Origin of the sequence: Alteromonas sp. H39, from assembly GCF_047556435.1 — a bacterium.
Taxonomy (GTDB): domain Bacteria; phylum Pseudomonadota; class Gammaproteobacteria; order Enterobacterales; family Alteromonadaceae; genus Alteromonas.
Genome location: NZ_CP180210.1, coordinates 226,389 through 252,839 on the forward strand (window position 1 = coordinate 226,389; position 26,451 = coordinate 252,839).

Annotated in this window: 22 protein-coding genes; 15 read left to right on the forward strand and 7 right to left on the reverse strand. The window is 50.4% G+C overall.

Annotated elements, in window-relative coordinates:
* Positions 1 to 256: 256 nt before the first annotated feature.
* Both ACLBLI_RS00980 and ACLBLI_RS00985 read left to right on the forward strand, forming a co-directional pair.
* Positions 257 to 877, forward strand: a complete 621-nt coding sequence (locus tag ACLBLI_RS00980; RefSeq protein ID WP_414829328.1) for an SOUL family heme-binding protein — start codon at positions 257 to 259, stop codon at positions 875 to 877.
* Between the two features lie 178 nt (positions 878 to 1,055).
* Complete coding sequence (locus ACLBLI_RS00985; RefSeq protein ID WP_414829329.1) at positions 1,056 to 1,883, forward strand: MipA/OmpV family protein; 828 nt, start codon at positions 1,056 to 1,058, stop codon at positions 1,881 to 1,883.
* A 329-nt stretch (positions 1,884 to 2,212) separates the two neighbouring features.
* Here ACLBLI_RS00985 and ACLBLI_RS00990 read toward each other — a convergent pair whose 3' ends face one another.
* From ACLBLI_RS00990 to mpl, 3 genes are read right to left on the reverse strand one after another with little or no spacing between them, the layout of a single operon-like run.
* Positions 2,213 to 3,037: a S1/P1 nuclease gene (locus ACLBLI_RS00990; protein WP_414830875.1), complete on the reverse strand. Its 825-nt coding sequence runs from the start codon at positions 3,035 to 3,037 to the stop codon at positions 2,213 to 2,215.
* Positions 3,037 to 3,672: a flavin prenyltransferase UbiX gene (locus ACLBLI_RS00995; protein ID WP_414829330.1), complete on the reverse strand. Its 636-nt coding sequence runs from the start codon at positions 3,670 to 3,672 to the stop codon at positions 3,037 to 3,039. Before ACLBLI_RS00995 ends, ACLBLI_RS00990 begins: the two co-directional genes overlap by 1 nt.
* Positions 3,669 to 5,024, reverse strand: coding sequence for a UDP-N-acetylmuramate:L-alanyl-gamma-D-glutamyl-meso-diaminopimelate ligase (mpl, locus tag ACLBLI_RS01000; protein ID WP_414829331.1), 1,356 nt, complete (start codon positions 5,022 to 5,024; stop codon positions 3,669 to 3,671). The genes ACLBLI_RS00995 and mpl overlap by 4 nt, the downstream gene beginning before the upstream one ends.
* Before the next feature lie 317 nt (positions 5,025 to 5,341).
* Between mpl and ACLBLI_RS01005 the strand changes: the two genes are divergently transcribed.
* From ACLBLI_RS01005 to ACLBLI_RS01030, 6 genes are all read left to right on the forward strand, one after another.
* Positions 5,342 to 6,319 carry a class 1 fructose-bisphosphatase gene (locus ACLBLI_RS01005; protein ID WP_414829332.1) on the forward strand — a complete coding sequence of 326 codons (978 nt, stop codon included), beginning with the start codon at positions 5,342 to 5,344 and terminating at the stop codon, positions 6,317 to 6,319.
* A 121-nt stretch (positions 6,320 to 6,440) separates the two neighbouring features.
* Entirely contained in the window at positions 6,441 to 6,974 is a 534-nt protein-coding gene (gene ppa / locus ACLBLI_RS01010; protein WP_414829333.1) for an inorganic diphosphatase, read from the forward strand.
* A gap of 341 nt (positions 6,975 to 7,315) precedes the next feature.
* On the forward strand, positions 7,316 to 7,621 hold the full coding sequence (locus tag ACLBLI_RS01015) for a hypothetical protein (RefSeq protein ID WP_414829334.1): 306 nt from the start codon (positions 7,316 to 7,318) through the stop codon (positions 7,619 to 7,621).
* Between the two features lie 144 nt (positions 7,622 to 7,765).
* Positions 7,766 to 8,236, forward strand: coding sequence for a DUF3299 domain-containing protein (locus ACLBLI_RS01020; RefSeq protein WP_414829335.1), 471 nt, complete (start codon positions 7,766 to 7,768; stop codon positions 8,234 to 8,236).
* Between the two features lie 139 nt (positions 8,237 to 8,375).
* Complete coding sequence (locus ACLBLI_RS01025) at positions 8,376 to 9,995, forward strand: methyl-accepting chemotaxis protein (protein WP_414829336.1); 1,620 nt, start codon at positions 8,376 to 8,378, stop codon at positions 9,993 to 9,995.
* 223 nt (positions 9,996 to 10,218) lie between these two features.
* Positions 10,219 to 11,067: a hypothetical protein gene (locus tag ACLBLI_RS01030; RefSeq protein ID WP_414829337.1), complete on the forward strand. Its 849-nt coding sequence runs from the start codon at positions 10,219 to 10,221 to the stop codon at positions 11,065 to 11,067.
* A 70-nt stretch (positions 11,068 to 11,137) separates the two neighbouring features.
* Here ACLBLI_RS01030 and ACLBLI_RS01035 read toward each other — a convergent pair whose 3' ends face one another.
* The 3 genes from ACLBLI_RS01035 to uvrA form a co-directional block, all read right to left on the reverse strand.
* On the reverse strand, positions 11,138 to 11,854 hold the full coding sequence (locus ACLBLI_RS01035) for a 2OG-Fe(II) oxygenase (protein ID WP_414829338.1): 717 nt from the start codon (positions 11,852 to 11,854) through the stop codon (positions 11,138 to 11,140).
* A complete protein-coding gene (locus tag ACLBLI_RS01040; protein ID WP_414829339.1) occupies positions 11,847 to 12,266 on the reverse strand; it encodes an acyl-CoA thioesterase in 420 nt (139 codons plus the stop codon). The genes ACLBLI_RS01035 and ACLBLI_RS01040 overlap by 8 nt, the downstream gene beginning before the upstream one ends.
* Positions 12,267 to 12,469: 203 nt before the next feature.
* Positions 12,470 to 15,298 (reverse strand): excinuclease ABC subunit UvrA, encoded by a 2,829-nt coding sequence (uvrA, locus tag ACLBLI_RS01045; RefSeq protein WP_414829340.1) that lies wholly within the window; start codon positions 15,296 to 15,298, stop codon positions 12,470 to 12,472.
* A gap of 437 nt (positions 15,299 to 15,735) precedes the next feature.
* On the opposite strand from uvrA, the gene ACLBLI_RS01050 reads away from it, so the two are divergent.
* On the forward strand, positions 15,736 to 17,076 hold the full coding sequence (locus ACLBLI_RS01050; RefSeq protein WP_414829341.1) for an MFS transporter: 1,341 nt from the start codon (positions 15,736 to 15,738) through the stop codon (positions 17,074 to 17,076).
* 134 nt (positions 17,077 to 17,210) lie between these two features.
* On the forward strand, positions 17,211 to 19,208 hold the full coding sequence (tkt, locus tag ACLBLI_RS01055; protein ID WP_414829342.1) for a transketolase: 1,998 nt from the start codon (positions 17,211 to 17,213) through the stop codon (positions 19,206 to 19,208).
* A 74-nt stretch (positions 19,209 to 19,282) separates the two neighbouring features.
* Here tkt and tal read toward each other — a convergent pair whose 3' ends face one another.
* Complete coding sequence (tal, locus tag ACLBLI_RS01060; RefSeq protein WP_414829343.1) at positions 19,283 to 20,233, reverse strand: transaldolase; 951 nt, start codon at positions 20,231 to 20,233, stop codon at positions 19,283 to 19,285.
* A gap of 258 nt (positions 20,234 to 20,491) precedes the next feature.
* Here tal and ACLBLI_RS01065 point away from each other — a divergent pair, with 258 nt between their 5' ends.
* The 5 genes from ACLBLI_RS01065 to ACLBLI_RS01085 all read left to right on the forward strand — a co-directional run bounded on the left by ACLBLI_RS01065 (position 20,492) and on the right by ACLBLI_RS01085 (position 26,443).
* Positions 20,492 to 22,150 carry a ribulokinase gene (locus tag ACLBLI_RS01065; RefSeq protein WP_414829344.1) on the forward strand — a complete coding sequence of 553 codons (1,659 nt, stop codon included), beginning with the start codon at positions 20,492 to 20,494 and terminating at the stop codon, positions 22,148 to 22,150.
* The gene (locus ACLBLI_RS01070; RefSeq protein WP_414829345.1) at positions 22,147 to 22,839 is read left to right on the forward strand and encodes an L-ribulose-5-phosphate 4-epimerase; all 693 of its coding nucleotides are present in this window, start codon (positions 22,147 to 22,149) and stop codon (positions 22,837 to 22,839) included. The genes ACLBLI_RS01065 and ACLBLI_RS01070 overlap by 4 nt, the downstream gene beginning before the upstream one ends.
* 35 nt (positions 22,840 to 22,874) lie before the next feature.
* Complete coding sequence (araA, locus tag ACLBLI_RS01075; protein ID WP_414829346.1) at positions 22,875 to 24,377, forward strand: L-arabinose isomerase; 1,503 nt, start codon at positions 22,875 to 22,877, stop codon at positions 24,375 to 24,377.
* A 205-nt stretch (positions 24,378 to 24,582) separates the two neighbouring features.
* Complete coding sequence (locus tag ACLBLI_RS01080; protein WP_414829347.1) at positions 24,583 to 25,167, forward strand: HAD family hydrolase; 585 nt, start codon at positions 24,583 to 24,585, stop codon at positions 25,165 to 25,167.
* An 85-nt stretch (positions 25,168 to 25,252) separates the two neighbouring features.
* Positions 25,253 to 26,443: an aldose epimerase family protein gene (locus tag ACLBLI_RS01085; RefSeq protein WP_414829348.1), complete on the forward strand. Its 1,191-nt coding sequence runs from the start codon at positions 25,253 to 25,255 to the stop codon at positions 26,441 to 26,443.
* Positions 26,444 to 26,451: the final 8 nt, after the last annotated feature.

The following is a 26,451-nucleotide window of genomic DNA, read 5'->3' on the forward strand; positions in this document are numbered from 1 at the left end:
GCAGCCACCGAGCTGCCTTTTTTATTTTCAGTCTTAACGCACCTGCTTCAGTAAGTGGCTATTATTTTGCCTTTCATGCCTGCACCTCACTTCGCCCTGATCGCCTCGCCCCCCCCCACCGAAGTGAATAGTTTTCTTACATTGAGCAGGCGATTCCACATGCTATTCAGAATTAACAAAATTTAAGATTACGCATTGGTACTTAGCGATGCGTTTCGCGTATTAGCGTCAATAATTTACAGGCAGGTGGTTCGATATGAGATTACTGGCAGCGGTGCTAGGGAGTGTTTTTCTTTCTGGGTGTTCAGTATTTGGCGCTAATGGCGTGGAGTCTGCGCCGTACACGGTGATAGAGGAAGATGAGGATAACAGTATCGAAGTCCGCCAATATGATCCGATGATCCTGGTATCCGCCAGCATGGATGAACGTAGTGAAAACAGCGCGTTCAGAAAACTCTTCCGCTACATTTCTGGCAACAACCGGGGCGATACTGAAATAGCCATGACCGCGCCGGTATTTATGGATGAGAATACTCAAGGTAAAGAGATTGCGATGACCGCCCCGGTGTTTATGGCGGAAAATACCAGAGAACCGTCCATGTCTTTCGTGATGCCAGCTGATTTCACCCTCGAGACTACGCCACAGCCAAAGGACGAAAGCCTGACGGTGAGCGAAGTGAAAAACTTTAAAGCAGCGGCTATTAGGTTCAGTGGCTTGCTAAGCGACAGCAATGTTGCTGAGAATACGGCGATTTTGCGCGAATGGCTTGAGAGTAGCGGCTACCAGGCCGTAGGTGAACCCATCAAGGCTGGTTATGACGGGCCGATGACACTGCCGTTTTTACGTCATAACGAAGTATTAATTCAAGTTGAGTAACAGACACGAGCAACGAGCTACCTGTTGAATGGTCACTGCGTTGAGCGTGTACAAAAAGTGAAAATGAGAACCTGTCGGGTTCTTGTAAAACGATAAGAACTTGCTGAGAAACGTGACTATAGTTTATTCAGCACTTACAGAAACCGGGTTTATCCTGGTACGGACAAGGGATATCACAATGAAAAAATATTCAGGCTTACTGTTGGCGCTTATGACCTGCATGTCTTTCCCCAGCAGTGTTTTCGCTCAGGATGATAGAGCTGCACTAGTGCCTTTGCCCTCGTTAGACGACTTCACAAGAGGCGAGGATGGCTGGGGCATTGGACTGGGAGCAGGTATTGAATACGAGTCTGCCTATGAGGGGGCTGATGAGTTCGCTGTCGAAGCCGATCCTGCCGGTGCTGTTCAGTGGCGCAGCGGTGACAATATTTTTTACTGGGCTGGAGAAGCACTTGGTTGGCGGGGCCTGCGGTCGGATATCTGGTTATTTGAAGCCACCGTTGCTTTTGAAGAAGGTCGTGAGGAAAGTGATTCAGACGACGGCAATCTGGATGGGCTGGGAGAAGGAGAAGAAGGCGTTGAATTTGTGTTACAAGCGCGCCGCGCCTTTCAGGCTGACTGGCGTTACTGGCTGGACGGCCGTCTTGTGGCCGGAGAAAACGGTAACCAGGCGTTGTTTGGGGCAGGGTACCGGTTTGGCAGCCAAAATGATGGAACGGGTTCTGAAATCGCCTTTGCCGTTGTGTTTCATGACAGCGATTACGCAAATAAAGACTTTGGCGTAACGGCGGCGCAGTCTGAGGCGTCAGGGTTACCTGAAACGAACCTGAGCGGGGGCTTTCGTTCTATCGGCTTCAATTACAACTACCGCAACAATCTTACTGCGAACTGGCAAATTTTTGGTGAAGCGGTTATCGAGTATTACAGCAGCGATGTTCAGGATAGCCCTATAGCGCGCCAGGACTATGAAGCCGAAGTCGGCATTGGGGTAATCTACGTTTTCTAACCTTACATTATCTACGCTGAGCGTTGGTGGTTCAACAGCCCGTTGGAGCCTTCTTAAGACTGGCTTGTTAAAAAGCGGACTAGTCCGTCTATGGGTGGGTTACCATCATCTTAGGTTGCCATCAGATTTTTGCTGATGGCAGTCAAATGTTAGTGCTTTAGTCACCAAAGAACGGCAGCGCAAGGGAGTAAATCAAGCGAATGGCATTATTGTAGAAGTAGCCGATGGAGGGTAAGCAGCGCGGCGTTGCCATCGAAAGCGTTCTGTAGATATAAAAAAACGGCCACTCGCGAAGCGGGTAGCCGTTTGTTCAATCCGAAAGTCATTGACTAGTCGTCGCTGGCTTCTTCCTGTGCCTCTTCAAAGACTGCATTTAAGTACATGGCCATACGTACGCCCGCCATTTGCAGCCTGCGCTTTGCGGTAGGCAAGTGGTTATACAGATAGTCATAGTTCATGTTGTTAGCATCTTCAGGATAAATGATGTCACGAATTTCGGTGCTCTCGGTTATCCAGTCTTCCGGTTTGGTAGTGGCCCAGTCGCGAATATCCTGCGCAGTGATTTTATCCGTCAACCAGGTAGTCCATTCTGAGTAGGACAGGTCACGCTGATCCAGCATTTGTGAATCCCACACGCGGTGCAGGTTCGAGTCTTGCCAGAAAAAGCGAACTTTTACATCGTTACCACCACGATCGGTGCCGTTACCTGCATGTAGCGGCTGATGAAGATCGCCGATGATATGCACAACAAATCGCAGCGCCAGTTGTTTGTCTTCTTTGCTGGCGGAGGGGTTTTTCAGCGTCGCAGTAAAGCGCTCCAGGGCCGTAAACGCATCGCCAACATCCGGCGCGTCGACATCGTGATAATGTTTGCCTTCCGGTACTGTCACGTAGTGCCACGGTGATGCCGTGCGCTGCCAGAATTCACTGGGGTCTGAACGCATCTCATCGGCATAAGTGGAAGCCTCGGCAAGCGACGAACCCGGTAGCAGGTCCATCATCGCGGCGTGACTGAGCGGGCTTAAGTACTGCTCGGCAATGGCGCCGGTGACGCGGTGTCCTGTCTGACCCCAGCCAAAGGCCGGCGCGCTGATAACAAGGGTGGATAGCAGGCTAAGCGTTACTGCGAAAGTCCGGTTTGCAAACGCTGACATCATTTTTCCTCTGTGTGTTTTTTAGTGTCATATCCCCATCGGGCAACCAGACTCTGGTCAATGCCGATGTGGTCAAGAATACGGGCGACGACGAAGTCGACCAGATCCTCAATGGTTTCTGGGTTGTGATAAAAGCCGGGCGCGGCGGGCATAATTGTCGCACCCATCTGTGACAGTTTTAACATGTTTTCGAGATGAATCGACGAAAGCGGCATTTCCCGCGGTACAAGTAATAACTGCCCGCGTTCTTTCAACACGACATCAGCCGCCCGCTCAATCAGATTATCGCTGGCACCTATAGCAATGGAAGACAAGGTGCCAGTGGAGCAAGGACACACTATCATCGTACGCGGCGCTGCAGAGCCTGAAGCCACCGGCGAAAACCACTCTTCTTTACCAAATACCTGAATCTGGCCTGGTCTGGCGTTGCAGTGTTCAGATAAAAACGCGGCGGCATCGTCTGGCCGCGAAGGAATTTTCAGCTTTTCCTCTGTCGCGAAAACTACCTTCGCGGCTGAGGAAATTAATACATACACCTCTTTTTCGGCTTTCACCAGCGAGGCGAGCAACTTTAACGCGTAGGGCGCGCCGGATGCGCCGGTAATAGCCAGCGTTATGCGATCATCTTGTTTCATTTCTGCTCCCCGGATAATGCATTAATCAGCCGCTGGTGGATCCCCTCGAAGCCGCCATTACTCATTACCAGCACGTGGTCACCGCCCCGGGCTTCTGCTGCCACTGCCTGCACGATGTCTTCTACGTTATCAAAGCAACGCGCTGGCGTTGGACTGTGTGCCGCCGCGTCCTGTAGTGACCAGCTTAGCGCCGCTGGCTGATAGACAAAAACCGTATTTGCGTGCTGCCAGGATTGCGCCAGTGTGTCTTTGTGCACACCCATTTTCATGGTGTTGGAGCGCGGCTCCAGTACGGCCAGGATCCGTTCGTTCCCGACCTTTTTACGCAGACCGTCGATGGTGGTTGTTATGGCTGTCGGATGATGCGCAAAATCGTCATAAACAGTGATGCCATTGACGACACCTTTGGTTTCCATGCGCCGCTTAACGTTTTTAAACGTACTCAGTGCATTGATAGCATCTTGTACCTGGACACCGGCATGGTGAGCGGCCGCAATCGCCATCAGCGCATTATCGACATTATGTTGCCCAAGCAGCGACCAGTGCACGTCACCCACATTTTCGTCTCTGAAGAAAACCGTGAACGCACTGCCGTCATCAGCAAGTAACTCAGCGCGCCAGTCTTTACCTAAAAACTGTTGTTCAGACCAGCAGCCTTTTTCCAGTGTCGCGTTAAGTGCATCGTCGCGATTCGGCGACAAAATCAGGCCGTTGCCGGGTACCATGCGGATGAGGTGATGAAACTGAGTCTGAATAGCCGCAAGGTCAGCAAAAATATCAGCATGATCAAACTCAAGGTTATTCATGATCAGTGTTTTGGGGCGATAGTGAACAAACTTAGAACGCTTATCGAAAAAGGCACTGTCATACTCATCGGCCTCAATGACAAAAAACGGGCTATCGCCTGTACGCGCAGAGATACCGAAGTTTTCAGGGATGCCACCAATCAGGAAGCCGGGATTCAGTCCTGCATATTCCAGGATCCAGGCTACCATGCTGCTGGTAGTGGTTTTTCCGTGAGTGCCTGACACGCCAATAACCCAGCGACTGGAAAGCAGGTTTTCCAGCAACCACTGCGGGCCACTGGTGTAAGGCAGGTTGCGGTTCAGCACATACTCTACCGCTGGATTGCCGCGGGACATGGCATTGCCAATGACTACCATATCCGGCTGTGGCGAGAATTGCGCCACGTCATAGCCCTCGGTGAGTGTGATACCCAGTGCTTCAAGCTGTGTGCTCATGGGTGGATAAACATTGGTGTCTGAGCCAGTCACCTTGTGCCCCAGTGATTTTGCGATAGCGGCGATACCGCCCATGAAACTGCCGCAAATCCCTAGAATATGTACGTGCATGTGTGGTTTGTCATATAACTAAAAAGCCTCTGTTGTACGTTACTGTATCAGAACCGGTCCGATGTTCGAATAACTCATTTCCCTCGCCCGCTTTTCACGGTTACAATCTAAGCAGTTGTTACAGGCCGGAAATTTCCCTTGTTTTGAAACGCTATGCATGATTTTTGCATTTGCTTATGCCCAAGTGATGCCAGAATTATGTATTGTCAGGACCAGAAAATGCCGGTTTGTGGCACAGGTATCGCTACCCATGTGAGTACGGACGGCTTGCATGCCGCTACCTCTTTACCCTACAAATAAAAAGGCTTTAGCACACAATGAAACGATTAAACTCCCAGTTACAACATGACGGCGCGCCGTTAGAGCTCATTTTGCTCATTCGTACGCTGCTCGCTGGCTGTAAGGAAATTTCCTTCCGTGTCAGTCAGGGCGCCTTGGCAGGCGTTCTGGGCTCCACCTTGTCTGAAAACGTACAGGGCGAGACGCAAAAGAAGCTGGATGTCATTTCCAACCAGATCCTCAAAGACACGTTACGTGAATCAGGTTATGTGAAAGCGATCTCTTCCGAAGAAGAAGATGACGTGGTGCCATGTAATCCTGAAGGTAAGTATCTGGTTAGCTTTGATCCGCTGGATGGCTCTTCAAACACCGAGATTAACAGCTTAATCGGAACTATTTTTTCGATTACTCATGCGCCGCAGTGGATGGAGCCGAATGACCCCTCTGCGTTTTTACAGCCGGGCACACAGATGGTAGCGGCCGGGTACGTGTTGTATGGTCCTTCGACGATGTTAGCACTCACTACAGGTCGCGGAACCCATATTTATACGCTAGATAAAACCCACGGCGGTTTTCTGTTAACGCACCCAAATGTTCAGGTGCCGGAAGACACCGCTGAGTTTGCGATTAACGCGTCAAACCAGCGCCACTGGGAGCCCCCGATGCAGAACTACATCGCCGACCTGATGGCGGGTGAAGAAGGCCCGCGCGGCAAAAATTATAATATGCGCTGGGTCGCCGCTATGGTGGGAGATATTCACCGCGTATTGTGTCGTGGCGGTATTTTCATGTACCCGTTTGATAAACGGAATCCGTCTATACCTGGCAAGCTAAGACTCTTGTATGAGGCCAACCCAATGGCGTTTCTGATGGAGCAGGCCGGTGGGCTGGCCAATACCGGTGAAGGCCGTATTCTGGAAGTCATGCCAGAGGAAATTCATCAGCGTGTGCCTACCTTGCTGGGTTCAAAAAACGAAATTGAGACCTGCCTGAGTTATTACGCACAGGAAAAATAGCGATAACGGGCGAAAAATGCGCAGCAATTGTACGACATCGGTCGTAAAGCGTTTTTATTTTGCTGCGCTGCCCGTATACTTAGCGCAACTTATTTTTTGAATTACGATAAAGGACCTGATAATGAGCTTAAACGCCGTTCCTGCTGGTAAAAACCTGCCAGATGAAGTGAATGTCATCATCGAAATCCCTGCGCACGCAGATCCGGTAAAATACGAAGTTGATAAAGACTCCGGTGCCATGTTTGTTGACCGTTTCATGGCAACCTGCATGCACTATCCGGTTAACTATGGCTACGTGCCTAACACGTTATCAGAAGATGGCGACCCGGTTGATGTGCTGGTTATCACTCCTTTTCCACTGCTGAGCGGTTCGGTTATCCGTTGCCGTCCTGTTGGCGTGCTGAACATGACTGACGAGTCAGGCAAAGATGCGAAAGTGCTGGCAGTGCCAGTGGACAAACTGTCTACCATTTACCGTGACGTCAAAGAAATTAATGATGTGCCTGAGCTGACACTCAAGCAAATTGAGCACTTCTTCGAGCACTATAAAGATCTTGAGCCTGGCAAATGGGTGAAAGTCGATGGTTGGGCTGACGCCGCTGCGGCAAAAGACGAAATCACTGGCAGTGTGAAGCGTTACGAAGACGCGAAGTAGCCGCTAATGGATGCAAAAAAGGCCCGTAACGGGCCTTTTTTATTGCTTTGCGTTTGCACAAACACATAAGCTAAGGCTGTGAATATGGACGCTGGCAGGCGTCTTCTGTACCGCTGTCGGTTGCGTGAGTGTAAATACAGATTCACTTAACAGACCACTTAAAGGTGACTGCAGAGTACGTGTTGCTGTAAAAGTCGGGTAAAATAATAGTCTTCACTTTCATCCTGACGTCTTCGAGGTAAAGGCTGATGAAATTTCCTGCACACGGACATTATCGCCTGAGGCTGTGTAATAACATTTTTTTGCTTAATGCTTACGAATCCTGGAACCAGGAGACGGCAATGGCGCTATTTGAGGACATGGAAGGATTGCTCGCAAAAAGCAGTCTGAAATCGTTTGCCAAAATTATTGATGCGACAGAGTGGGCACTGGGTACGCCGGAATTTGAGCGTTTCGCGAGAGAAGGTATCGCTGACCTGTATAATCATGGACTGAAGAAAGAGGCTTATATCGTGGGTTCGGGCGTCTGGAAGCGCGAACAACTGTTGCGAATTACTGCAGACAGAACGGAAACCCAGCGCCGTTTCTTTACCAGTAAACGGCGAGCCCTGATGTGGCTTAAATCAGAAGGGTTTAGCCTTTCCTGAGCCCACATCGTGATGTATGTGACGGGCATTAAACCTGACATAGAACAGACCAGAGATTGCAGGTGGTGATCTCAGAAACTGCAATGTAGGCTGATAACAACAACGTATCGTACATTGCATAATCTGGTTATTTTTGGAGTATTTATGAAATCCTGGCGTTATCTGATGGCATTAGCGACACTGATGCTAATGCCTGTGGCGAGTGCCGACGAGGCAAAAGAAGTGTATTGGGAAGATTTGGTGCCGGAAGGGTTCAATGAGTTGGCGCCGCCGCCAGTTTCTCATGACGGCAAGATGACTCAACTGCAACCCGATGCGCCCGTAGTGGAAAAATACGACGGGCAACGTGTAAAGATCCCGGGCTTCGTGGTTCCTCTGGAAGGGACCGCTGAGCTGACAACCGAATTTTTGTTGGTACCATTTTTCGGCGCTTGTATTCACGTCCCCCCACCACCTTCGAATCAGATTGTTTATGTGAAGTTTTCTGACGGTGTGCCGATAGACAACCTATACGACGCGATCTGGGTTACTGGTGTACTTTCTACTGACGGTTGGTCTGGAGAAATTGCTACGGTAGGCTATCGTTTAGAAGGGGAAGCTGTCGAGCCGTTCTGATCATTAAGTAAAAGCTTGATATCGCAGTCTTTTCTATTTTCACTATTGCTGGCAAGTTATAGCAATAAGGATAATAGATTATGGCCCCCGCTAACTGCATAATTGCGCACAGTTTTGCTGTACTTTTTAAGGGGATGGAATGAATTTCCTGAACAGGCTATCCATTGCACAGAAACTTTACCTGATACCAATTATCAGCACTATTGCCTTTCTGGCTTACTTGGCAATCACCTCGGTTACTGCGCTCAATAATGTAGCGCTGCTTGATGATGCGAGAAATGTTCAGTTTCCTGCATTAAGCCATTCCCGCACTGCGCTTTTCAATATGGAAAATGTGAAAAATACGCTGAGCAGCGCGGTGACTACTGGGGATGAAGATGCGCTTGAACGGGCAAAAGAGCAGGCGAACACCACCGTTGCAGAACTCGAAGCCATTACCCGGGTAAATCCGGCGCTCTCGGCGCAGGCCCGGGATATTCTGGATAGCTTCAACAGCTACTATACCGTGGCATTTGATATCAGCAGCTCGATGATTGACGGCACCGCCGATTACAGCAAGCTGGCTGCACGCTCTGAAAAAATGAATGCCTCATTTGATGAGGCGACATCGACCTTGCGCAGCTTTATTGCAGACCGCGAACAAGCCTTTGAACAGGCAATTGATGAATCTAACAGCGCGGCGCAAGGGCTCATCACGGTAGGAATCATCGTCGCCATTCTGTCTACGATTGTGCTGTTCGCGTTTGCCATCCCGATTGTATTGAATTTACGTGGCTCGGTTGCAGATGTTGTAAACTCGCTTCGCAATATTGCTCAGGAAGAAGGTGATCTGACAGTACGTCTGCAGACCAAAAATAAGGATGAAGTGGGTGAGCTGGTACACTGGTTCAACGAATTCATTACGAAGCTGCAAAACGTAGTACGCGACATCGGCGATGCTTCAAACCCTCTATCAGCATTGGCGAATAACCTTAATCAGGTGTCTGGCCACACACGAAGTACCATTGATGCTCAGCAGCGATCTGCAGAAGAAGCCAAACACTCGGTAAATAATCTTACGCACAGCGTTGACGAAGTGGCTAGTAGTGCCTCAGAAGCTGCCGGTGCTGCGGCTGATGCAACCCGCGCTGCCAGTGATGGTCAGCAGGTAGTTAATCAAACCGTATCCAGCATTCAAAATCTTGCGAAAAGCGTGGATGACACCGCAGAAGTGATCCGTAAGTTAGAAGCCGACTCCAATAAAGTGGGGGTGGTGCTGGATGTCATCAAAGGCATTGCAGAGCAAACAAACCTGCTGGCGCTGAATGCGGCGATTGAAGCTGCCCGCGCAGGAGAGCAGGGCAGAGGCTTTGCGGTTGTGGCGGATGAAGTACGTACTCTGGCATCACGTACCCAGCAGTCGACGGAAGAAATTCAGCAAACTATTGAGCAGTTGCAGGGCGCCGCGCGTTCAGCGGTATCAGTGATGGCACGAGGGACTGAGCTTGCCGCCAGCAGCGTAGAAGAAGCCAATAAGGCGGGCTCAAGCCTGACAGTGATTAACGATACGATTTCCCGGATCACGGCGATGAACGATCAGATAGCCGGCTCAACGGGAGAGCAACAGCAGGTAGCAAAGTCTATTTCCCGCAGTGTTGACGATATAAATGGACGCACCGGAGATACGGCAAAAAGTGCTGAGCAACTGGGCGAAGTCAGTCGTTCTCTTGAACAGCTTGCCAGCGACTTTGCACGCATAATGCAACAATTTCGCTACTAACGTGAAGATTACCCGGCAGTCGGTATTGCGCTGGCAGCGCACAGCTGCCCGCTGTTGTATCTTCACGGGTAGGGCAGCAGAGCGTTTCGTAGCGAGCAGTCTGGCGTTGCCGAACTTTTCGCCTGGTCACAGTCGTCACAGCGAAAATCATCAGGTAATATAGGCACAAGATGCATCAATATTGTGTGGTATCGCGTTGTTTTATTTTCTAAAGTTTTTGAGCGTGTCGCTTCTGGCACTGATTGCTCATGCTGGTCATGCGGTACCGGCTGAACCGGTAAAAATGTATTACGGTATGTCCAACTTCCCTGAGAAGCTGGAACAACCGGCACACGATGGCGCCTTGTATATTTCATATCGGTTATTGCTGAATGAACTTAACGCTCCGCTTGATTTCATGTATGCCCCCTATAAACGAACCCAGAGGCTGCTAACCGAAGCAGAGCCAGCTTGTACGTTTTATGCCCTGAAAACCGCGCAGCGAGAGAAGGAATTTCATTTTTCTTTACCGGTTACGTTCTTGTCGACGCCACGTTTGTATATTCGTGGCGAGAAACCTCTGGATGACGCACTGCTTAATGAAAACGGTGAGTTGCGTTCTCTGCAGGCATTTTTTGATGCGCAACCCGATGCGCTGATGTTGCTGATTGACGGGGTAAGCTATGGTGATGCCCTCGATAGCCATATTGCTGAGCTGCCTTCGCGTAACATCGTAAAGCGAGCCAGCGGCGACAGGCATAACAAGCTCTCCGGCATGTTTTTTCGTGACAGAGTCGATATTGCGTTAATTTACCCGCAGGAAGTGCAACAACATCTGGCGATGAATCCGGACGACGCTGAGCCGTTTCAATCGTATGTGATTGCAGGGGTTCCTGCGACAACCAGCGGCTATATAATGTGTAATCGTCACCCGCAAACAGAGGCTCTCATCGCGAAAGTGAATGAGGCTTTACTACGCCTTTATGATACGCCTGCTTATATTGAAGGGCAGCTTCGCCACTCTCCGGAATCGGAATATTCATTGCTGGAAGCGGCAATCAGCGAAACGAAACAGCAATCCACAAAAGAATAGCGGGCGGTATATCGACCGCCCGGTTGCTATCTGGCTGAATCAAAGACGATTGCCGTACTAGTCTGTCACGTTACTGTTGGGGCGTGTAAATCTGCTCTGCGCGGTTAAATAACAACCATGATGTCAGAATATACTTGTCGTTGCTTTTCGGGATTTGACCACGATGGGTGTGAGTAAAATACGCGGGAGCGATGACCATGCGGCCGGCTTTTGGCTTCACAGAGCGGTCCTGATAATAAAAGTCGGTTTCTCCACCCTCTTCCACGTCATTTAAATAGAACATAAACAGCAGCAGTCGGTGTAACGGCTCATTGTGGGGCAACTGGGGGTATACTTCCGAATGCCAGTACGGATACCCGCCTTCGCTGGCTTTATAACGTTGTGCGTTAACCTGGCCAATCCGGAACAGATAATTCATCAGGTTAGGTAAGTTAGGCTTGCCGACTTCTTCAAAATTCTCGCCGGTCATCTTCACAGGTTCACCGGTTTTAGGGTGTCGCACGGTCAGCCCGATTGGGCCAACCAGCGCAAAATAATGTTCCTCGATATATTTCAGAAGTTGCTCGCCGGTCTTCTGCACTACCTGTTTAAACAACGGCGCAAATTCCGGCTTTTCGCTAAAGGATACATCCGTGCTGTTCTTTTTATCTAAGTCAACGCCTCCACCGGTGCGGCCGGTGTACAGGTTTGGGCTGCCTTCGAATTGTGTGATGATCTCCTGGCACAGAGCAGGTTCCAGCACATCATCGATAACGCGGATAAAATCAGTAGGCTGCGAATCACTCATCGTCCTCCTCCCACATGATCTCACTTAGCATCTGACGAACGTTATCAGGAATGGGAATAGACTTTTGTGATTGATAATCAAAGTGCACCATCGTGGTAACGCCCCGCGAACAGCGCTTACCGTCTTGCCACAGTTCCTGCAGCACATCAAAAGAGCTTGAACCAATGCGGCTGGTATAGGTTTTCACGGTTACCGGCTTACCGTAGAAAATCTGCGCCAGAAAGTCGATTTTGTAACTGGCGACAATCAACGGCCAGTTTTTCAGGTCCATTTCTGGCGTGAAGAAGCGGAAAACAGGTTCACGGGCAGATTCAAACCAGCCTGCTAATACCGTGTTACTGACATGGGCCAGCGCGTCGGTTTCGTAAAACCGAACATCGAATGTCGATTCCAAAAAAGATTTCTCAGTCATTGCTTGCTCTTATTGTCCTGACGGAGTGGTAGGGAAAATCTCACTCTATCAGAAGGCAAAAGCAAAAGCAGTAATCGGACTCGAATGACCTGGTTCTGCTCTCAGGCACGGGGAATGGTTGAAAGGTCAAAAATATGAAAGTGGCAGCGCGCAGCAAGGTAAATGTATTGCTGCGCGCCATCGGTACTACTGTGAAAGCCTGCTTACCTGTTAAGTAATGGCTTGAGGAAGTGGCCGGTATGAGAAGCCTTATCTTCGGCAATGGCTTCCGGTGTACCCTGGGCAATAATTTCACCACCACCGGAGCCACCTTCCGGCCCCAGATCCACGATCCAGTCTGCGGTTTTTATCACATCCAGATTGTGCTCTATGACCACCACCGTATTGCCGTGGTCACGCAGTCTGTGTAATACAGCAAGTAACTGCTTGATATCGTGGAAGTGCAAACCGGTAGTTGGCTCATCCAGAATATACAGCGTTTGACCGGTGTCGCGTTTCGACAGTTCTTTAGCCAGTTTCACGCGCTGCGCCTCACCACCAGACAATGTAGTCGCTGCCTGCCCTAGTCGAATGTAAGCGAGACCTACGTCCATCAGGGTCTGTAATTTTCTGGCTATGGCCGGTATCGGATCAAAGAAGCCGCGGGCTTCTTCTACAGTCATTTCCAACACTTCGTGAATGTTTCTGTCTTTGTATTTGACGTCGAGAGTCTCACGGTTGTAACGCTTGCCCTTACATACATCGCAGGGTACGTACACATCCGGCAGGAAGTGCATTTCAACTTTAATGACGCCGTCACCCTGACAGGCTTCACAGCGCCCGCCTTTCACATTAAAACTAAAACGGCCAGGTTTGTAACCGCGTGAGCGGGCTTCCTGTGTACCGGCAAACAGCTCACGAATGGGGGTGAAAATGCCGGCGTACGTGGCCGGATTAGACCGCGGCGTTCTGCCAATCGGGCTTTGGTCGATATCTACCACTTTGTCGAGATGCTCAAGACCTTCCATACTCTTGTGCGCCGCAGGTTCAGCAGTAGTGGCCTTATTCAGCTCACGATGCGCAATTTTGTAAAAGGTGTCGTTAATCAGGGTAGATTTGCCCGAGCCAGATACCCCGGTAACGCACGTCATCAGCCCAACCGGAATATTCAGGTCAACCGATTTAAGGTTGTTACCTGTGGCGCCGGTCAGTGTCAGCCATTTTTTCTTATCGGCCTTGTGACGCTTCTCCGGTACTTCAATTTTCTCCCTGCCTGAAAGGTATTTTCCAGTAAGTGAGTCTTCACTGTCGAGAATGTCCTGCAGCGAACCCTGCGCAATAATTTGGCCACCATGAACACCTGCACCCGGACCAATATCGACAATAAAATCAGCCTCGCGGATGGCATCTTCATCATGCTCAACGACAAGAACGGTATTACCGAGATCGCGAAGATGGGTCAGTGTTTTCAGCAGACGTTCGTTGTCGCGCTGGTGCAGGCCAATCGATGGCTCATCTAACACATACATCACACCGACAAGGCCCGCACCAATCTGGCTGGCCAGGCGGATGCGCTGCGCTTCACCACCGGATAGGGTATCGGCACTGCGGCTAAGTGTCAGGTAATTCAAACCCACATTGACCAGAAAACGCAGGCGATCGAGGATTTCTTTTAAGATTTTCTCGGCAATCTGTGCGCGCTGTCCGCTGAGTTCAAGATTCTCAAAGAAGGAATACGCCCCGGCAATCGACATATCCGATATCTCAGGCAGGTTCGTTTCCTGAATGAACACGTTGCGTGCCTCAAGACGAAGCCTGGAGCCTTTACAACTGCTACAGGGTTGCTGGCTTAAATATTTCGCCAGTTCCTCGCGTACCGCATTAGATTCGGTTTCGCGGTAGCGGCGCTCCATGTTCGGGATAACCCCTTCAAATGGGTGCTTACGCTCCATGATATCGCCGCGTTCGTTAATGTATTTAAACGTCAGCGATTTGCCTTTTGAGCCGTATAACACCACGTCTTTATGCTCGTCAGAGAGTGAGCCGAATGGTTTGGTTAAATTAAAACCATAGTGATCAGCCACTGCCTGGAGCATCTGGAAATAGTAGTAACTGCGCTTGTCCCAACCGCGGATAGCACCACCGGACAAGCTGAGTTCGTCGTTACCGACAACGCGGGTAGGGTCGAAAAATTGCCTTGTACCCAAACCATCACAGTTTGGACAGGCGCCAGCCGGGTTATTGAACGAGAACATTCTGGGTTCCAGTTCACTGATGCTGTAACCACAGTGCGGACAGGCAAAATTGGCGGAAAACACCACTTCCTCTGCATCGGCATCATCCATATCCGCCACCACGGCATTGCCGTTGGCAAGATGTAACGCGGTTTCGAATGATTCTGACAGGCGAAGTGCGATATCGTCCCGCACTTTAAACCGGTCGATAACCACTTCGATGGTGTGTTTCTTGTGCAGATCCAGCGTGGGAGGATCGGATAAATCACACACTTCGCCGTCGATACGCGCGCGAATAAAGCCCTGAGCAGATAAGTTCTGCAGGGTTTTTACATGCTCCCCTTTACGATCTTTTACAATGGGGGCCAGCAACATGAGTTTGCTACCCTCTGGCATACCCAGCACTTTGTCTACCATTTGCGAGATAGTCTGTGCATCCAGCGGTACATCATGGTCAGGGCAGCGCGGCGTTCCCACACGGGCAAACATCAGACGCAGGTAATCGTAAATTTCTGTAATCGTACCCACTGTTGAGCGCGGGTTATGTGAAGTCGATTTCTGCTCAATAGAAATTGCCGGTGAAAGCCCTTCAATGTGATCGACATCAGGTTTTTCCATCATCGACAAAAACTGGCGCGCATAGGCAGACAGCGACTCAACGTAGCGTCGCTGTCCTTCCGCATACAGCGTATCAAACGCCAGCGAAGATTTTCCTGAACCGGACAAACCGGTCACCACGACGAGCTTGTCGCGGGGAAGCGTTAAATCGATGTTCTTCAGATTGTGGGTGCGGGCACCGCGTATTTCGATTTTGTCCATTTAAGCCTGCGTGTGGAAAAAAGAGTCAGTATGCCATAGCTGGCGATGAAAATAATCCAAAACCTGTATAAAAAAACAGATATGGATAGTTATATGTTAGTGCAATATTTGCCGTACGCTGTGAGCATCTATCGTGCATTCTAATACCGGCGGGCAACACTATTTGATCAGTCCACCATCATGCCAAACGCTGGGATAGTTGCCAGTTACTGTCTGACGACAATCTGTGCGACAGACAGAAATGGTGACGCCGTGATTGAAAAACAACCTTGAGGAACAATATAGCCTGAATACGGCGTTGACAGGACAGGCTGTCGTAATTGCCCGTATTTAGTTAACGGGCAGCGGCAGACGTGATGCGCCCAAATAACCACATGGGCGTATAGGTAATTTATGTTACACTTCGCGCCCTTATTGACTAAGAGGTAACCGTCGGTTTGAACGCATTGGAAGTACGCGCTGCACTGGCTCTCGCCATTGTTTATGTGTTGCGTATGTTAGGTTTGTTTATGGTAATGCCCGTACTGGCCGTTGCCGCCATGGACTATCCTGATTACTCACCATTGTTAGTGGGGCTGGCTGTAGGCGGTTATGGCCTGACACAGGCAGCGTTGCAAATTCCAATGGGAATGATGTCTGACCGCTGGGGCCGCAAACCTGTCATTCTTCTGGGCCTCTCGGTATTTGCCATCGGCAGCTTTATTGCGGCGCAGGCCGATACCATGGCATGGCTTATCATCGGGCGCATCCTGCAGGGAGCGGGCGCTATCGCCGGCGCAATCATGGCACTGGCAACGGATGTCAGCCGGGAATCACAACGCGCTAAAGTGCTTGCTATCATCGGCATTGCCATCGGTTTCTCTTTTTATCTGGCTGTATTGCTAGGGCCTATGATTGCAGATTCCTGGGGCATGGCCGGCATTTTCGCCATAACCGGCATTCTGGCGGTGGCTTGTATGCCATTGATAGTGTGGGTGGTGCCAACGGGCGTATCGTTAAGTAGTGGCGACACCTTGCCTCAAAAAGGCCAGTTGCGCCGACTAATATTTTCCTCTCAGCTGTGGCGATTAAATGTCAGCGTCATGCTGCTTCATATGATGATCACATTACTGTTCGTGCAATTGCCGGTGACGTTACTGCACTTTGATATGACACTGGACAGCCACTGGACGCTCTATTTACCCGTGCTTGGCGCGTCCATCATCGGCCTTATTATTATGATGGGGGCGGCGCGCGGTAAAACACCGAAAAGCTTGTTGTTGATCAGTGTGATCATGATGGCTGTCGCGTTCGGGATGATGGGCGCACAGGACCATGCCTGGTGGGTAGTGGTGATGGCTGTCATCTTGTTCTTCACTGGCTTTAATTATCTTGAAGCCAACTTCCCGGCGCTGGTCTCAAGCATTGCACCGGCAGGAGAAAAAGGCACGGCGATGGGCATATATGCCAGTTTTCAGTTCTTCGGCGCGTTTATCGGTGGTGTGCTATCGGGTATCGTAACGGATATCTGGACACCGGAAACGGCTTATCTGGTAGGGGCGATGGCAGCCGTGCTCTGGTTGCTTGTTGTATCCGGAATAAAAGAAGTCAGTCGCGTCAAGCGGGTAATGATGAACGCCCGGTTTTCAGACTCTCAGACAGCGTCGCTGAAGTCGAGTCTGGCTACCGTCCCGGGCGTGCTGGAAATTACGTTGAGCAGCGAAGATGGCACGGTCTATCTGAAAGTCGACAGAGACTTCGATGCTTCAAAAGCCAGGCAGATACTTGCCTCTGCTTAAGCCACTCCACAGCCTTCGGTTGAGCCCTTTTTCTTATGTCGCAACACCGTCGAAATACGCGTGAATAGCTTGTTATTCAGGCGTCATTTTGTCATATTAATTGTAATATAATAGCAACAAGTATCAGGAACGTTATGACTATCACTTCAACTCCTTCTGCTAATGCCATCAGGGTGCTGGCAGTAGACGCTGTGCAAAAAGCCAATTCAGGACATCCGGGTGCGCCTATGGGCATGGCCGATATCGCCAAAGTATTATGGCAGGATTTTCTGTCGCACAACCCAAAAGATCCATCGTGGGCGAACCGCGATCGTTTCGTGCTTTCCAACGGCCACGGTTCAATGCTGCAATATGCGCTGCTGTACTTAAGTGGCTATGACGTCAGCATGGAAGATCTTAAACAGTTCAGGCAGTTGCACTCGAAAACACCGGGGCACCCTGAGTTCGGATATACGCCAGGCGTGGAAACCACAACAGGTCCGCTGGGCGCAGGTATTGCGAATGCCGTTGGTATGGCAATTGCCGAGAAAACCCTGGCTGCGCAGTTTAACCGCGAAGGCTTTCAGGTAGTTGATCACTACACCTATTGCTTCTTGGGCGACGGCTGCCTGATGGAAGGCATTTCCCATGAAGTTTGTTCGCTGGCAGGCACGCTGGGACTGGGTAAGCTGATTGCGTTCTGGGACGACAACGGCATTTCCATTGACGGTGAAGTGGAAGGCTGGTTTACCGATGATACGGCGAAGCGTTTTGAGTCCTATGGCTGGCACGTTATCAAAGATATCGACGGACACAGCGAGAAAGACATTACCGCCGCGATTGAACTGGCACGGTCAGTAACCGACAAGCCGACGATGATTTGCTGTAAAACGCTGATTGGCTTTGGCTCACCCAATAAATCCGGTAGTCACGCTTGTCACGGTGCTCCGCTGGGCGATGATGAAATTGCAGAAGTGCGAAAGTCACTGGGCTGGACGCACGGCCCATTTGAAGTGCCTGATGACGTTTATTCGCAGTGGGATGCCACCGCGAAAGGCGCCGAAAAGCAAACGGACTGGGATACCTTGTTTGCCGATTACGCGACGGCGCACCCACAACTGGCCAAAGAGTTTACCCGTCGTGTGATTAAGGGTGAGCTGCCTGAAAACTTCAATGCGGTGGCAGACGATTTTGTTCGTAGTGCGCAGGCATCTATGGAAAACATTGCTACCCGGAAAGCCTCGCAGAATGCCATTGGCTTTTTTGCCAAGCAGTTGCCTGAAATCATTGGCGGCTCGGCGGACCTTGCCGGATCCAATCTGACACTGTGGCCCGAAGCCAAAGGGATTGAGACCGATGCCGATGGCAATTATATCTACTACGGCGTGCGCGAATTTGGTATGAGCGCGATCATGAACGGTATTGCGCTGCATGGTGGGTTTGTGCCGTTCGGCGCCACTTTCCTGATGTTTATGGAATATGCGCGAAACGCGGTGCGTATGGCCTCGCTGATGAAAGCGAAAAGCCTGTTTGTGTACACTCACGATTCTATCGGGCAGGGTGAAGACGGCCCGACACATCAACCGATTGAACAGCTCGCGAATCTTCGTATGACGCCTAATCTGACAACCTGGCGCCCATGTGATGCAGCCGAAACCGCTGAAGCGTGGAGACAGGCGTTGATCAAGCAGGATGGCCCCAGTGCGTTGGTATTTACCCGTCAGGGCACCAAAGCCATGGAGCGAAGCGAAGCACAGCTTAAAGATATCGCGAAGGGCGGCTATGTTTTAAAAGATTGTGCCGGCACCCCCGATGTCATTCTGATTGCAACAGGGTCTGAGGTAGCGATTGTCGTTGAAGCCGCAAATGCGCTTTCTGCAGACGGTAACAAAGTTCGCGTGATTTCCATGCCAAGCACCACAGCATTTGATGGTCAGAGTAAAGACTATCAGCAGTCAGTGTTACCAGCGGGTGTACCAAAGCTGGCAGTAGAGGCGGCGCATGTGGATTTCTGGCGTAAGTATGTTGGACTGGAAGGCGACGTTATCGGCATGACGACCTTTGGTGAATCTGCCCCTGGTGGCGAACTGCTTAAACACTTCGGCTTCACCGCTGAGAATGTTGTACAAAAAGCAAAGGCGTTAATCGGCTAACTGCATTTCTACAATAAATAAAAAAGGCACTCCACTGAGTGCCTTTTTTGTTGCTAAACCGAAGAAGCTACTGGTTACACCATCTCTGATAGCATTGCTTCGAGCTTTTCCTGATCAATCGCGAATTGTCGAATGCCTTCGGCCAGTTTGTCAGATGCCATTTTGTCCTGATTCATGTCCCAGCGGAACGCCTGCTCAGTAAGCGGTGATGGTGCCGCTTTCGGGGAGTCTGTCGCGATAAGTTTGCGCGGCAGATCGCCGTCGGTATTAGCCAGCTCATCCAGTAAGGCTGGACTGATGGTGAGACGGTCGCAGCCGGCAAGTTCCTGAATCTCGCTGATATTACGGAAGCTTGCCCCCATCACGACGGTGGCAAAGCCGTGCTGTTTGAAGAAATCATAAATTTCTTTGACTGATTTCACACCAGGATCATTCTCGCCCTCGAAGTTGGCATCAGGCTGATTCGCCTTGTACCAGTCAAGAATACGACCCACAAACGGGGAAATCAGATAAGCACCGGCTTCTGCACAAGCGCGGGCCTGAGCAAAAGAGAAAATAAGGGTAAGGTTACAGCGAATGCCCTGCGCTTCCAGGATACGCGCAGCCTGAACGCCTTCCCAGGTAGCGGCAATTTTGATCAATACGCGAGAAGTATCCAGACCCTGACTCTTGTAAAGTGCAATGAGTTGGTGCGCCTTTTCTACCGTGCCCATGGTATCAAACGACAACCGCGCATCCACTTCGGTAGATACCAGTCCGGGCACCTCATCCATTAGTTTCCCGCCAATCAGCACGGCAAGTTTATCAGCCGCAAGTGCAACCACGTCGTTACCTGATGCGTTGTCTCTTGCCCAGGCAACCGCGCTCTCACCTAACGAACGATACTTTTCAATTTGCATGGCTTTGAGTAATAACGACGGGTTAGTCGTGGCGTCTTCAGGCTGATAGGTTTTTATCGCCTCAAAATCGCCGGTATCGGCGACAACCGTGGTCATGGCTTTTAGCTGGCTAAGTTGACTGGACATAATACTGTTTCCTATAAATATGATAATTGCGTGTTGTTAGTGCGTTGCTACCGATTATTCGGCAAAGGCTGTCTGAATAATCGCCAATAAGAAGAAAAGATAGTCAGCTTGATCCCTCCGGACTCGATCTTTTTGTGCTACTTTTCCGTTAATATTATTTTTATATTACCTTTACATTTGCGTATTGTTGATATTATCATACAAATAAATGAAATGACTAACGCTGTCTCGATTCAGCGCAAAAAGTGAAAGGGTTTTATGTCTCGATATACATTAGGGCTGGATTATGGCTCTGACTCGGTAAGAGCATTATTGGTTGATGTGACTACCGGTGCCGAGCTTGCCACACATATGGTGAACTATTCTCGCTGGGCGGAAGATAAATTCTGTGACCCGGCCAAAGATCAGTATCGCCAGCACCCTCAGGACTACATCGATAGTCTGGTCGCTGTCGTCCGCGGACTGTGGGAAAAAGTGCCAAGCGGCACAGCAGAAAAGGTTATTGGCATGAGCTTTGACACTACCGGATCAACGCCGGTAGCCATCAATGCCGAAGGCACACCACTTGCGCTTACCCCCGAGTTTGCCGAAAACCCAAATGCGATGTTTGTGTTATGGAAAGATCATACGTCTATCGCGGAAGCAAAAGAAATTACCGAGGCCGCCAACAACAATGATGTGAACTACTTATCACACATGGGCGGCATCTACTCTTCAGAATGGTACTGGGCGAAAGCACTGCACATTTTCCGCAATGATGCCGCAGTGAAAGCCGCAACCTACTCCTGGGTTGAGCACTGCGACTGGATGACTGCGTTGATGTGTGGCACGACGCACCCGGATTCGCTCACGCTGGGCCGCTGTGCCACGGGCCACAAGATGATGTGGAACGACGCCTGGGGTGGATTTCCCCCAAACAGTTTCTTTACCGGCATCGACCCACTGTTAGACGGCATGGTAGAGAGTATCAATTCTGCCACCAAAACCAGCGACACGCTGGCAGGTAATCTTACTGCAGAGTGGGCGGAAAAGCTGGGTCTGCCTGAGGGCATTGCGATTGGTTATGGTGCGTTTGATTGTCACATGGGCGCAGTAGCTGCCAATGTGCGTCCGGGCGTGCTTACTAAAGTCATGGGTACCTCAACCTGTGACATTACCGTAACGACAAAAGCCCAGCTTGGTGATACCTGCGTGAAAGGCATTTGTGGTCAGGTTGATGGTTCGGTGATCCCCGACATGATTGGTCTGGAAGCCGGTCAGTCAGCCTTTGGCGATCTGTATGCCTGGTTTAAAAATGTGGTGTTATGGCCTACACGTCAGCTTACTGATGAGTTGACTGATTCTGGTCAGATTGCGTTAGTAGAACAAATTGAAGACACCGTATTGCAACGCCTTTCCAACGCCGCTGATATGTTACCGGTAAACAGCACGGACATGACGGCACTGGATTGGGTAAACGGACGTCGCACGCCAGATGCTGATCAAAGCGTCTCGATGGCAATGACCGGTATCAAAATGGGTACCGATGCGCCGGCCTTGTTTAAGGCACTGGTTGAAGCCACGGCATTCGGTGCACGCGCCATTACCGAACGTTTTAATGACGAAGGTGTGCCAATTGAGTCTGTTGTTGTTATCGGTGGTATTTCGAAAAAATCAGATTACGTCATGCAAACCTGTGCTGACGTGTGGAACTGTCCAATTGACGTACTGGAGAGTGAGCAAAGCTGTGCGCTTGGGGCCGCTATTATGGCAGCAGTGGCAGCGGGCGCATTCGATAGTGTGGAAGCCGCGCAAAAAGTGATGGCGTCACCGGTATGCAAGCAATATCACCCCAACGCAGAACGCGCCTCAATTTATGACGCGTTATACAGCAAATACCAGACGCTGGGCGACTATGTCAGCGGAGGCAACCCATGAGCTATACCGAATTAAAACGTGAAGTCTATGAAGCCAACATGGAACTTCAGAACCGAAATCTGGTGATCTACACCTTCGGTAACGTGTCGCAAATCGACCGTGATAAAGGTGTGGTAGCCATTAAGCCGAGCGGTGTGTCTTACGAAACCATGAAGCCGGAAGATATCGTGGTTGTCGATTTGGAGAACAACATTGTGGAAGGGAGCATGCGCCCCTCCTCAGATACCAAAACCCATGTTCACCTGTATCGCGAGTTCGACAGTATCGGCGGAGTCACGCATACGCACTCAACCTATGCCACGGCATGGGCACAGGCGAAGCAAAGTATTCCCTGTCTGGGAACGACTCATGCCGATTATGTACATGGCGACATCACCTGCACGCGGGATCTCACCGACGAGCAGGTAAATGGCGATTACGAATTAGAAACCGGTATACAAATCACCGACGCTTATAAAGAGCGCGAACCGATGGCAGCGCCCATGGTGATTGTTGCCGGACATGCTCCGTTTACCTGGGGCAAAGACGCTGCGCAGTCTGTTTATCATGCTGCGCTTTTAGAAGAAATTGCCCGCATGGCGTATCTCACCAGAACACTGGACCCGAATGCCGCGCCCCTGCAACAGGCAATTTTAGATAAACATTATTTACGCAAACACGGCAAAGACGCCTATTACGGCCAGAACTAAGCCGCGTTCGCCAGCAAGTCAGAGGATATTAAGTTATGACCACAGCAAATAAAGAAGTTTGGTTTGTTACCGGTTCGCAACATCTGTACGGACCAAAAGTACTTGAAGAAGTTGCAGGCAACAGCCAGGCGCTGGCGGCCGGATTAAATGAAAGCCAGAAACTGCCGGTAAAAGTGGTATACAAAGATACCGTGAAATCGTCAGCCGAAATCCATCAGGTTTGCCAGCAGGCGAACAGTGATAAAAACTGTATTGGTCTGATTTTATGGATGCACACGTTCTCGCCGGCCAAAATGTGGATAGCGGGTCTGAACGAGCTGCGTAAACCATGGCTGCACCTGCATACACAGTTTAATGCAGGCCTGCCGTGGGGCGATATCAACATGAACTACATGAATACGCACCAGGCCGCACACGGCGACCGCGAGTTCGGATTCATCGGTACGCGTATGCGCAAAGAGCGTAAAGTGGTAGTGGGTCACTGGCAGCGTCCGGAAGTGCTGGAGCAGCTTAACGGCTGGTGCCGTGCCGCAATGGGCTGGGCAGAAAGCCAGAGCCTGAAAGTGGTACGTTTCGGTGACAACATGCGTAACGTGGCGGTGACAGAAGGCGACAAAGTGGCGGCACAAATCGCGTTTGGTTACGAAGTCCATGCTTACGGTTTGAACGACCTGGCTGATTCAGTAAACGACATCAGCGATGCTGACGCCAATGCGCAGCTGGACACCTACTTCCAGGAATACGAAATCAGCGAAGACACGCTGAAAGACGATTATGCCCGTGAGCGTCTGCTCAAAGAAGCCAAGCTTGAGCTGGGGATGCAGAAGTTCATGGACGACGGCGGCTTCAGTGCGTTCACTAACTGCTTTGAAAACCTTGCTGGTCTGTCGGGCTTGCCTGGTCTGGCGACGCAGCGACTGATGGCAAAAGGCTACGGCTATGGCGCCGAAGGTGACTGGAAAACCGCAGCCATGGTACGCATCATGAAAGTAATGGGGCAGGGCCGTGAAGGCGGTTGCTCTTTCATGGAAGATTACACCTACAACATGACAGACACCGTGGACCAGGTCTTGGGTGCGCACATGTTAGAAGTCTGTCCGTCGATTGCTGCGAAGAAGCCACGTCTGGAAGTGCATCATCATACTATTGGTGTGAAATGTGACGTACCGCGTCTGCTTTTCTCAGCAAAGCCTGGCCCGGCGATCAACGTATCGCCAATCGATATGGGTAACCGTTTCCGTATTCTGGTGAACGAGGTAGACGCGGTAAATCCACCGGATAACACACCAAATCTGCCAGTAGCATCAGCATTGTGGGAGCCTAAGCCAAACCTGAAGACCGCAGCAGCGGCGTGGATCCACGCAGGTGGCGCCCACCACACAGTTTACAGTCAGGCAGTGACGACCGAGATGGTAGAAGATTTCGCGGATATGGCAGGTGTTGAAACCGTGGTCATCGATGACGATACCAACATTCGATCACTGAAATCAGAGCTTCGCTACAACGCGGCTTACTATCATCTGAAGCAGGGCGTGTAACGCGCCCTCCACGAAGGTGGGTAATCTGAACACGCTGACCGTATAGTATATCGTGTCCCCGGAGTCTGTTACTTTTTAACTTGTTATATTCCATCCTTAAGCGACGATTGCATCGTACTCAGGATAGTCAGCAGTTAAAAGGTAGCAGGCTCTGTTACTATGAGCTTGGCGCTTTTCTTATTTTCACTTCAGTTTGGGAGCAATCATGGTAGATCTTCGTTCGTATAAGGGCATTATTTTTGACATGGATGGCACACTCATCGACTCGATGGGCGCGCATATGGAAGCCTGGCGACTGGCTTGCGAACAGCACGGCTTCCCCTTTGACCTTGATTATATGTATAGCCTCGGTGGTGTCCCTACCCGCAAGACGGTCGAAATTCTGAATGAAAAATACGCGATGTCACACAGCCCGGATGAAGTTGCACGGACCAAACGGGAGATGTGGGAAAAAATGGACCACACGCCTACGATCATAGAGTCCACAATGGCTGTTTTTCGACAATACAGGCCTTCAATGCGTATCGGTATTGGCACCGGCGCCGAACGTCCTCACGCTGTGCATTTGCTTGAACATCATGGATTGCTTTCCGAAATTGATGCCCTGGTCACCGCGACTGATGTAACGCATGGTAAGCCACACCCCGAAACGTTTTTAACCGTTGCTGAAAAAATGGGACTGGCGCCGAAAGATTGTGTGGTTTTCGAAGATACAGAAATAGGTCGCAAGGCAGCCAGCGATGGCGGCATGGATTGCATCATGGTGCACAACGGAGAAATTCAGATTTAAGTCGTAATAAGCGACCAAGCGGGTTGCTTTTTATAACTTTAATTGTAATATAAAAGTATAAAAATCGTTATAGGAAAGTAACAACATGGTGTGCACACAACGTTCACTGTCAGCCAGTGCCCTGATAAGCGGGGCTAAACGTCATCTTGTCATTGCAGCTGCAATGTCATTCTCACTTACCCCATTGTTCGCACAAGCACAGGAAGAATCAATGTCAGCACCTTCTGCTTTGATGCAGGCGTACGGCACGTTGGATGACGCCACGCCGGTTAATAAAGTTACGCTCACCAATAGTCATGGCGTCGAGATGGATGTGATTAGCTACGGTGGCATTATTACCCGTCTGGAAACGCCGGATCGAAATGGCGAACCTGGCAATATCGTTCTGGGTATGGATAACCTGGAAGACTATGTGCAGAGTAACCCCTATTTTGGCGCCATTATCGGCCGTTACGGTAACCGTATCGCAAACGGTAAGTTCACGCTGAACGGCACCGAGTATCAGCTGGCCACTAACGATGGTGACAATCATCTGCATGGCGGTGTACAGGGCTTTGACAAAAAGGTGTGGCAAATGACGCCGTTTACCACCGCAACCAGTGCGGGTGTCACGCTGAAGTTGATTAGCCCCGACGGTGATCAGGGCTACCCTGGCACGCTGGATACCACAGTGACCTACACGCTAACCAATGACAACACGCTGGATATGCATTTTGCGGCGACCACCGATAAACCGACCATTGTAAACCTGACCCAGCATACTTACTTCAACCTGTCTGGTGAAGGCACCATACTCGACCACGTTCTACAAATTCCTTCTGATGCCATTACCCCGGTAGATAGCGGCCTTATTCCGACAGGCGATCTGGAACCGGTAGCAGGTACCCCGTTTGACTTCAGAAAGCCCAAAGCCATCGGCAAAGACATCAATGTCAGCAATGAACAGTTAAAGCGTGGTAAAGGGTATGATCACAACTTCGTTATTAAAACGGATGCAAACAACGAGCTTGTAACTGCCGCGACGGTGTACGATCCGGAGTCAGGTCGTGAACTGACGGTGTTGACCGAGGAGCCGGCAGTGCAGTTTTACTCAGGTAACTTTCTGGACGGCGGTACCTCACAGAAAGGCATGACCCATGCATTTCGTTCCGGCTTTTGTCTGGAACCACAGCACAATCCAGACTCCCCAAACCAGAGCGCATTCCCCAGCACCACACTGATGCCGGGCGAGGTCTATTCAACGCGTATTGTGTATGCGTTTGATACCAGAAAATAAATCGTAGT

Bases quoted from the DNA above. Each gene is read 5' to 3' on its own strand.
- ACLBLI_RS01065 (WP_414829344.1), top strand. From the start codon at position 20,492: ATGTCTCGATATACATTAGGGCTGGATTATGGCTCTGACTCGGTAAGA.
- ACLBLI_RS01020 (WP_414829335.1), top strand. From the start codon at position 7,766: ATGAAATCCTGGCGTTATCTGATGGCATTAGCGACACTGATGCTAATG.
- ACLBLI_RS01040 (WP_414829339.1), bottom strand. From the start codon at position 12,266: ATGACTGAGAAATCTTTTTTGGAATCGACATTCGATGTTCGGTTTTAC.
- ACLBLI_RS00980 (WP_414829328.1), top strand. From the start codon at position 257: ATGAGATTACTGGCAGCGGTGCTAGGGAGTGTTTTTCTTTCTGGGTGT.
- ACLBLI_RS01025 (WP_414829336.1), top strand. From the start codon at position 8,376: ATGAATTTCCTGAACAGGCTATCCATTGCACAGAAACTTTACCTGATA.
- uvrA (WP_414829340.1), bottom strand. From the start codon at position 15,298: ATGGACAAAATCGAAATACGCGGTGCCCGCACCCACAATCTGAAGAAC.
- ACLBLI_RS01085 (WP_414829348.1), top strand. From the start codon at position 25,253: ATGGTGTGCACACAACGTTCACTGTCAGCCAGTGCCCTGATAAGCGGG.
- araA (WP_414829346.1), top strand. From the start codon at position 22,875: ATGACCACAGCAAATAAAGAAGTTTGGTTTGTTACCGGTTCGCAACAT.
- ACLBLI_RS00990 (WP_414830875.1), bottom strand. From the start codon at position 3,037: ATGTCAGCGTTTGCAAACCGGACTTTCGCAGTAACGCTTAGCCTGCTA.
- tal (WP_414829343.1), bottom strand. From the start codon at position 20,233: ATGTCCAGTCAACTTAGCCAGCTAAAAGCCATGACCACGGTTGTCGCC.
- ACLBLI_RS01015 (WP_414829334.1), top strand. From the start codon at position 7,316: ATGGCGCTATTTGAGGACATGGAAGGATTGCTCGCAAAAAGCAGTCTG.
- ACLBLI_RS01080 (WP_414829347.1), top strand. From the start codon at position 24,583: ATGGTAGATCTTCGTTCGTATAAGGGCATTATTTTTGACATGGATGGC.
- tkt (WP_414829342.1), top strand. From the start codon at position 17,211: ATGACTATCACTTCAACTCCTTCTGCTAATGCCATCAGGGTGCTGGCA.
- ACLBLI_RS01005 (WP_414829332.1), top strand. From the start codon at position 5,342: ATGAAACGATTAAACTCCCAGTTACAACATGACGGCGCGCCGTTAGAG.
- ACLBLI_RS00995 (WP_414829330.1), bottom strand. From the start codon at position 3,672: ATGAAACAAGATGATCGCATAACGCTGGCTATTACCGGCGCATCCGGC.
- ACLBLI_RS00985 (WP_414829329.1), top strand. From the start codon at position 1,056: ATGAAAAAATATTCAGGCTTACTGTTGGCGCTTATGACCTGCATGTCT.
- mpl (WP_414829331.1), bottom strand. From the start codon at position 5,024: ATGCACGTACATATTCTAGGGATTTGCGGCAGTTTCATGGGCGGTATC.
- ACLBLI_RS01070 (WP_414829345.1), top strand. From the start codon at position 22,147: ATGAGCTATACCGAATTAAAACGTGAAGTCTATGAAGCCAACATGGAA.
- ppa (WP_414829333.1), top strand. From the start codon at position 6,441: ATGAGCTTAAACGCCGTTCCTGCTGGTAAAAACCTGCCAGATGAAGTG.
- ACLBLI_RS01035 (WP_414829338.1), bottom strand. From the start codon at position 11,854: ATGAGTGATTCGCAGCCTACTGATTTTATCCGCGTTATCGATGATGTG.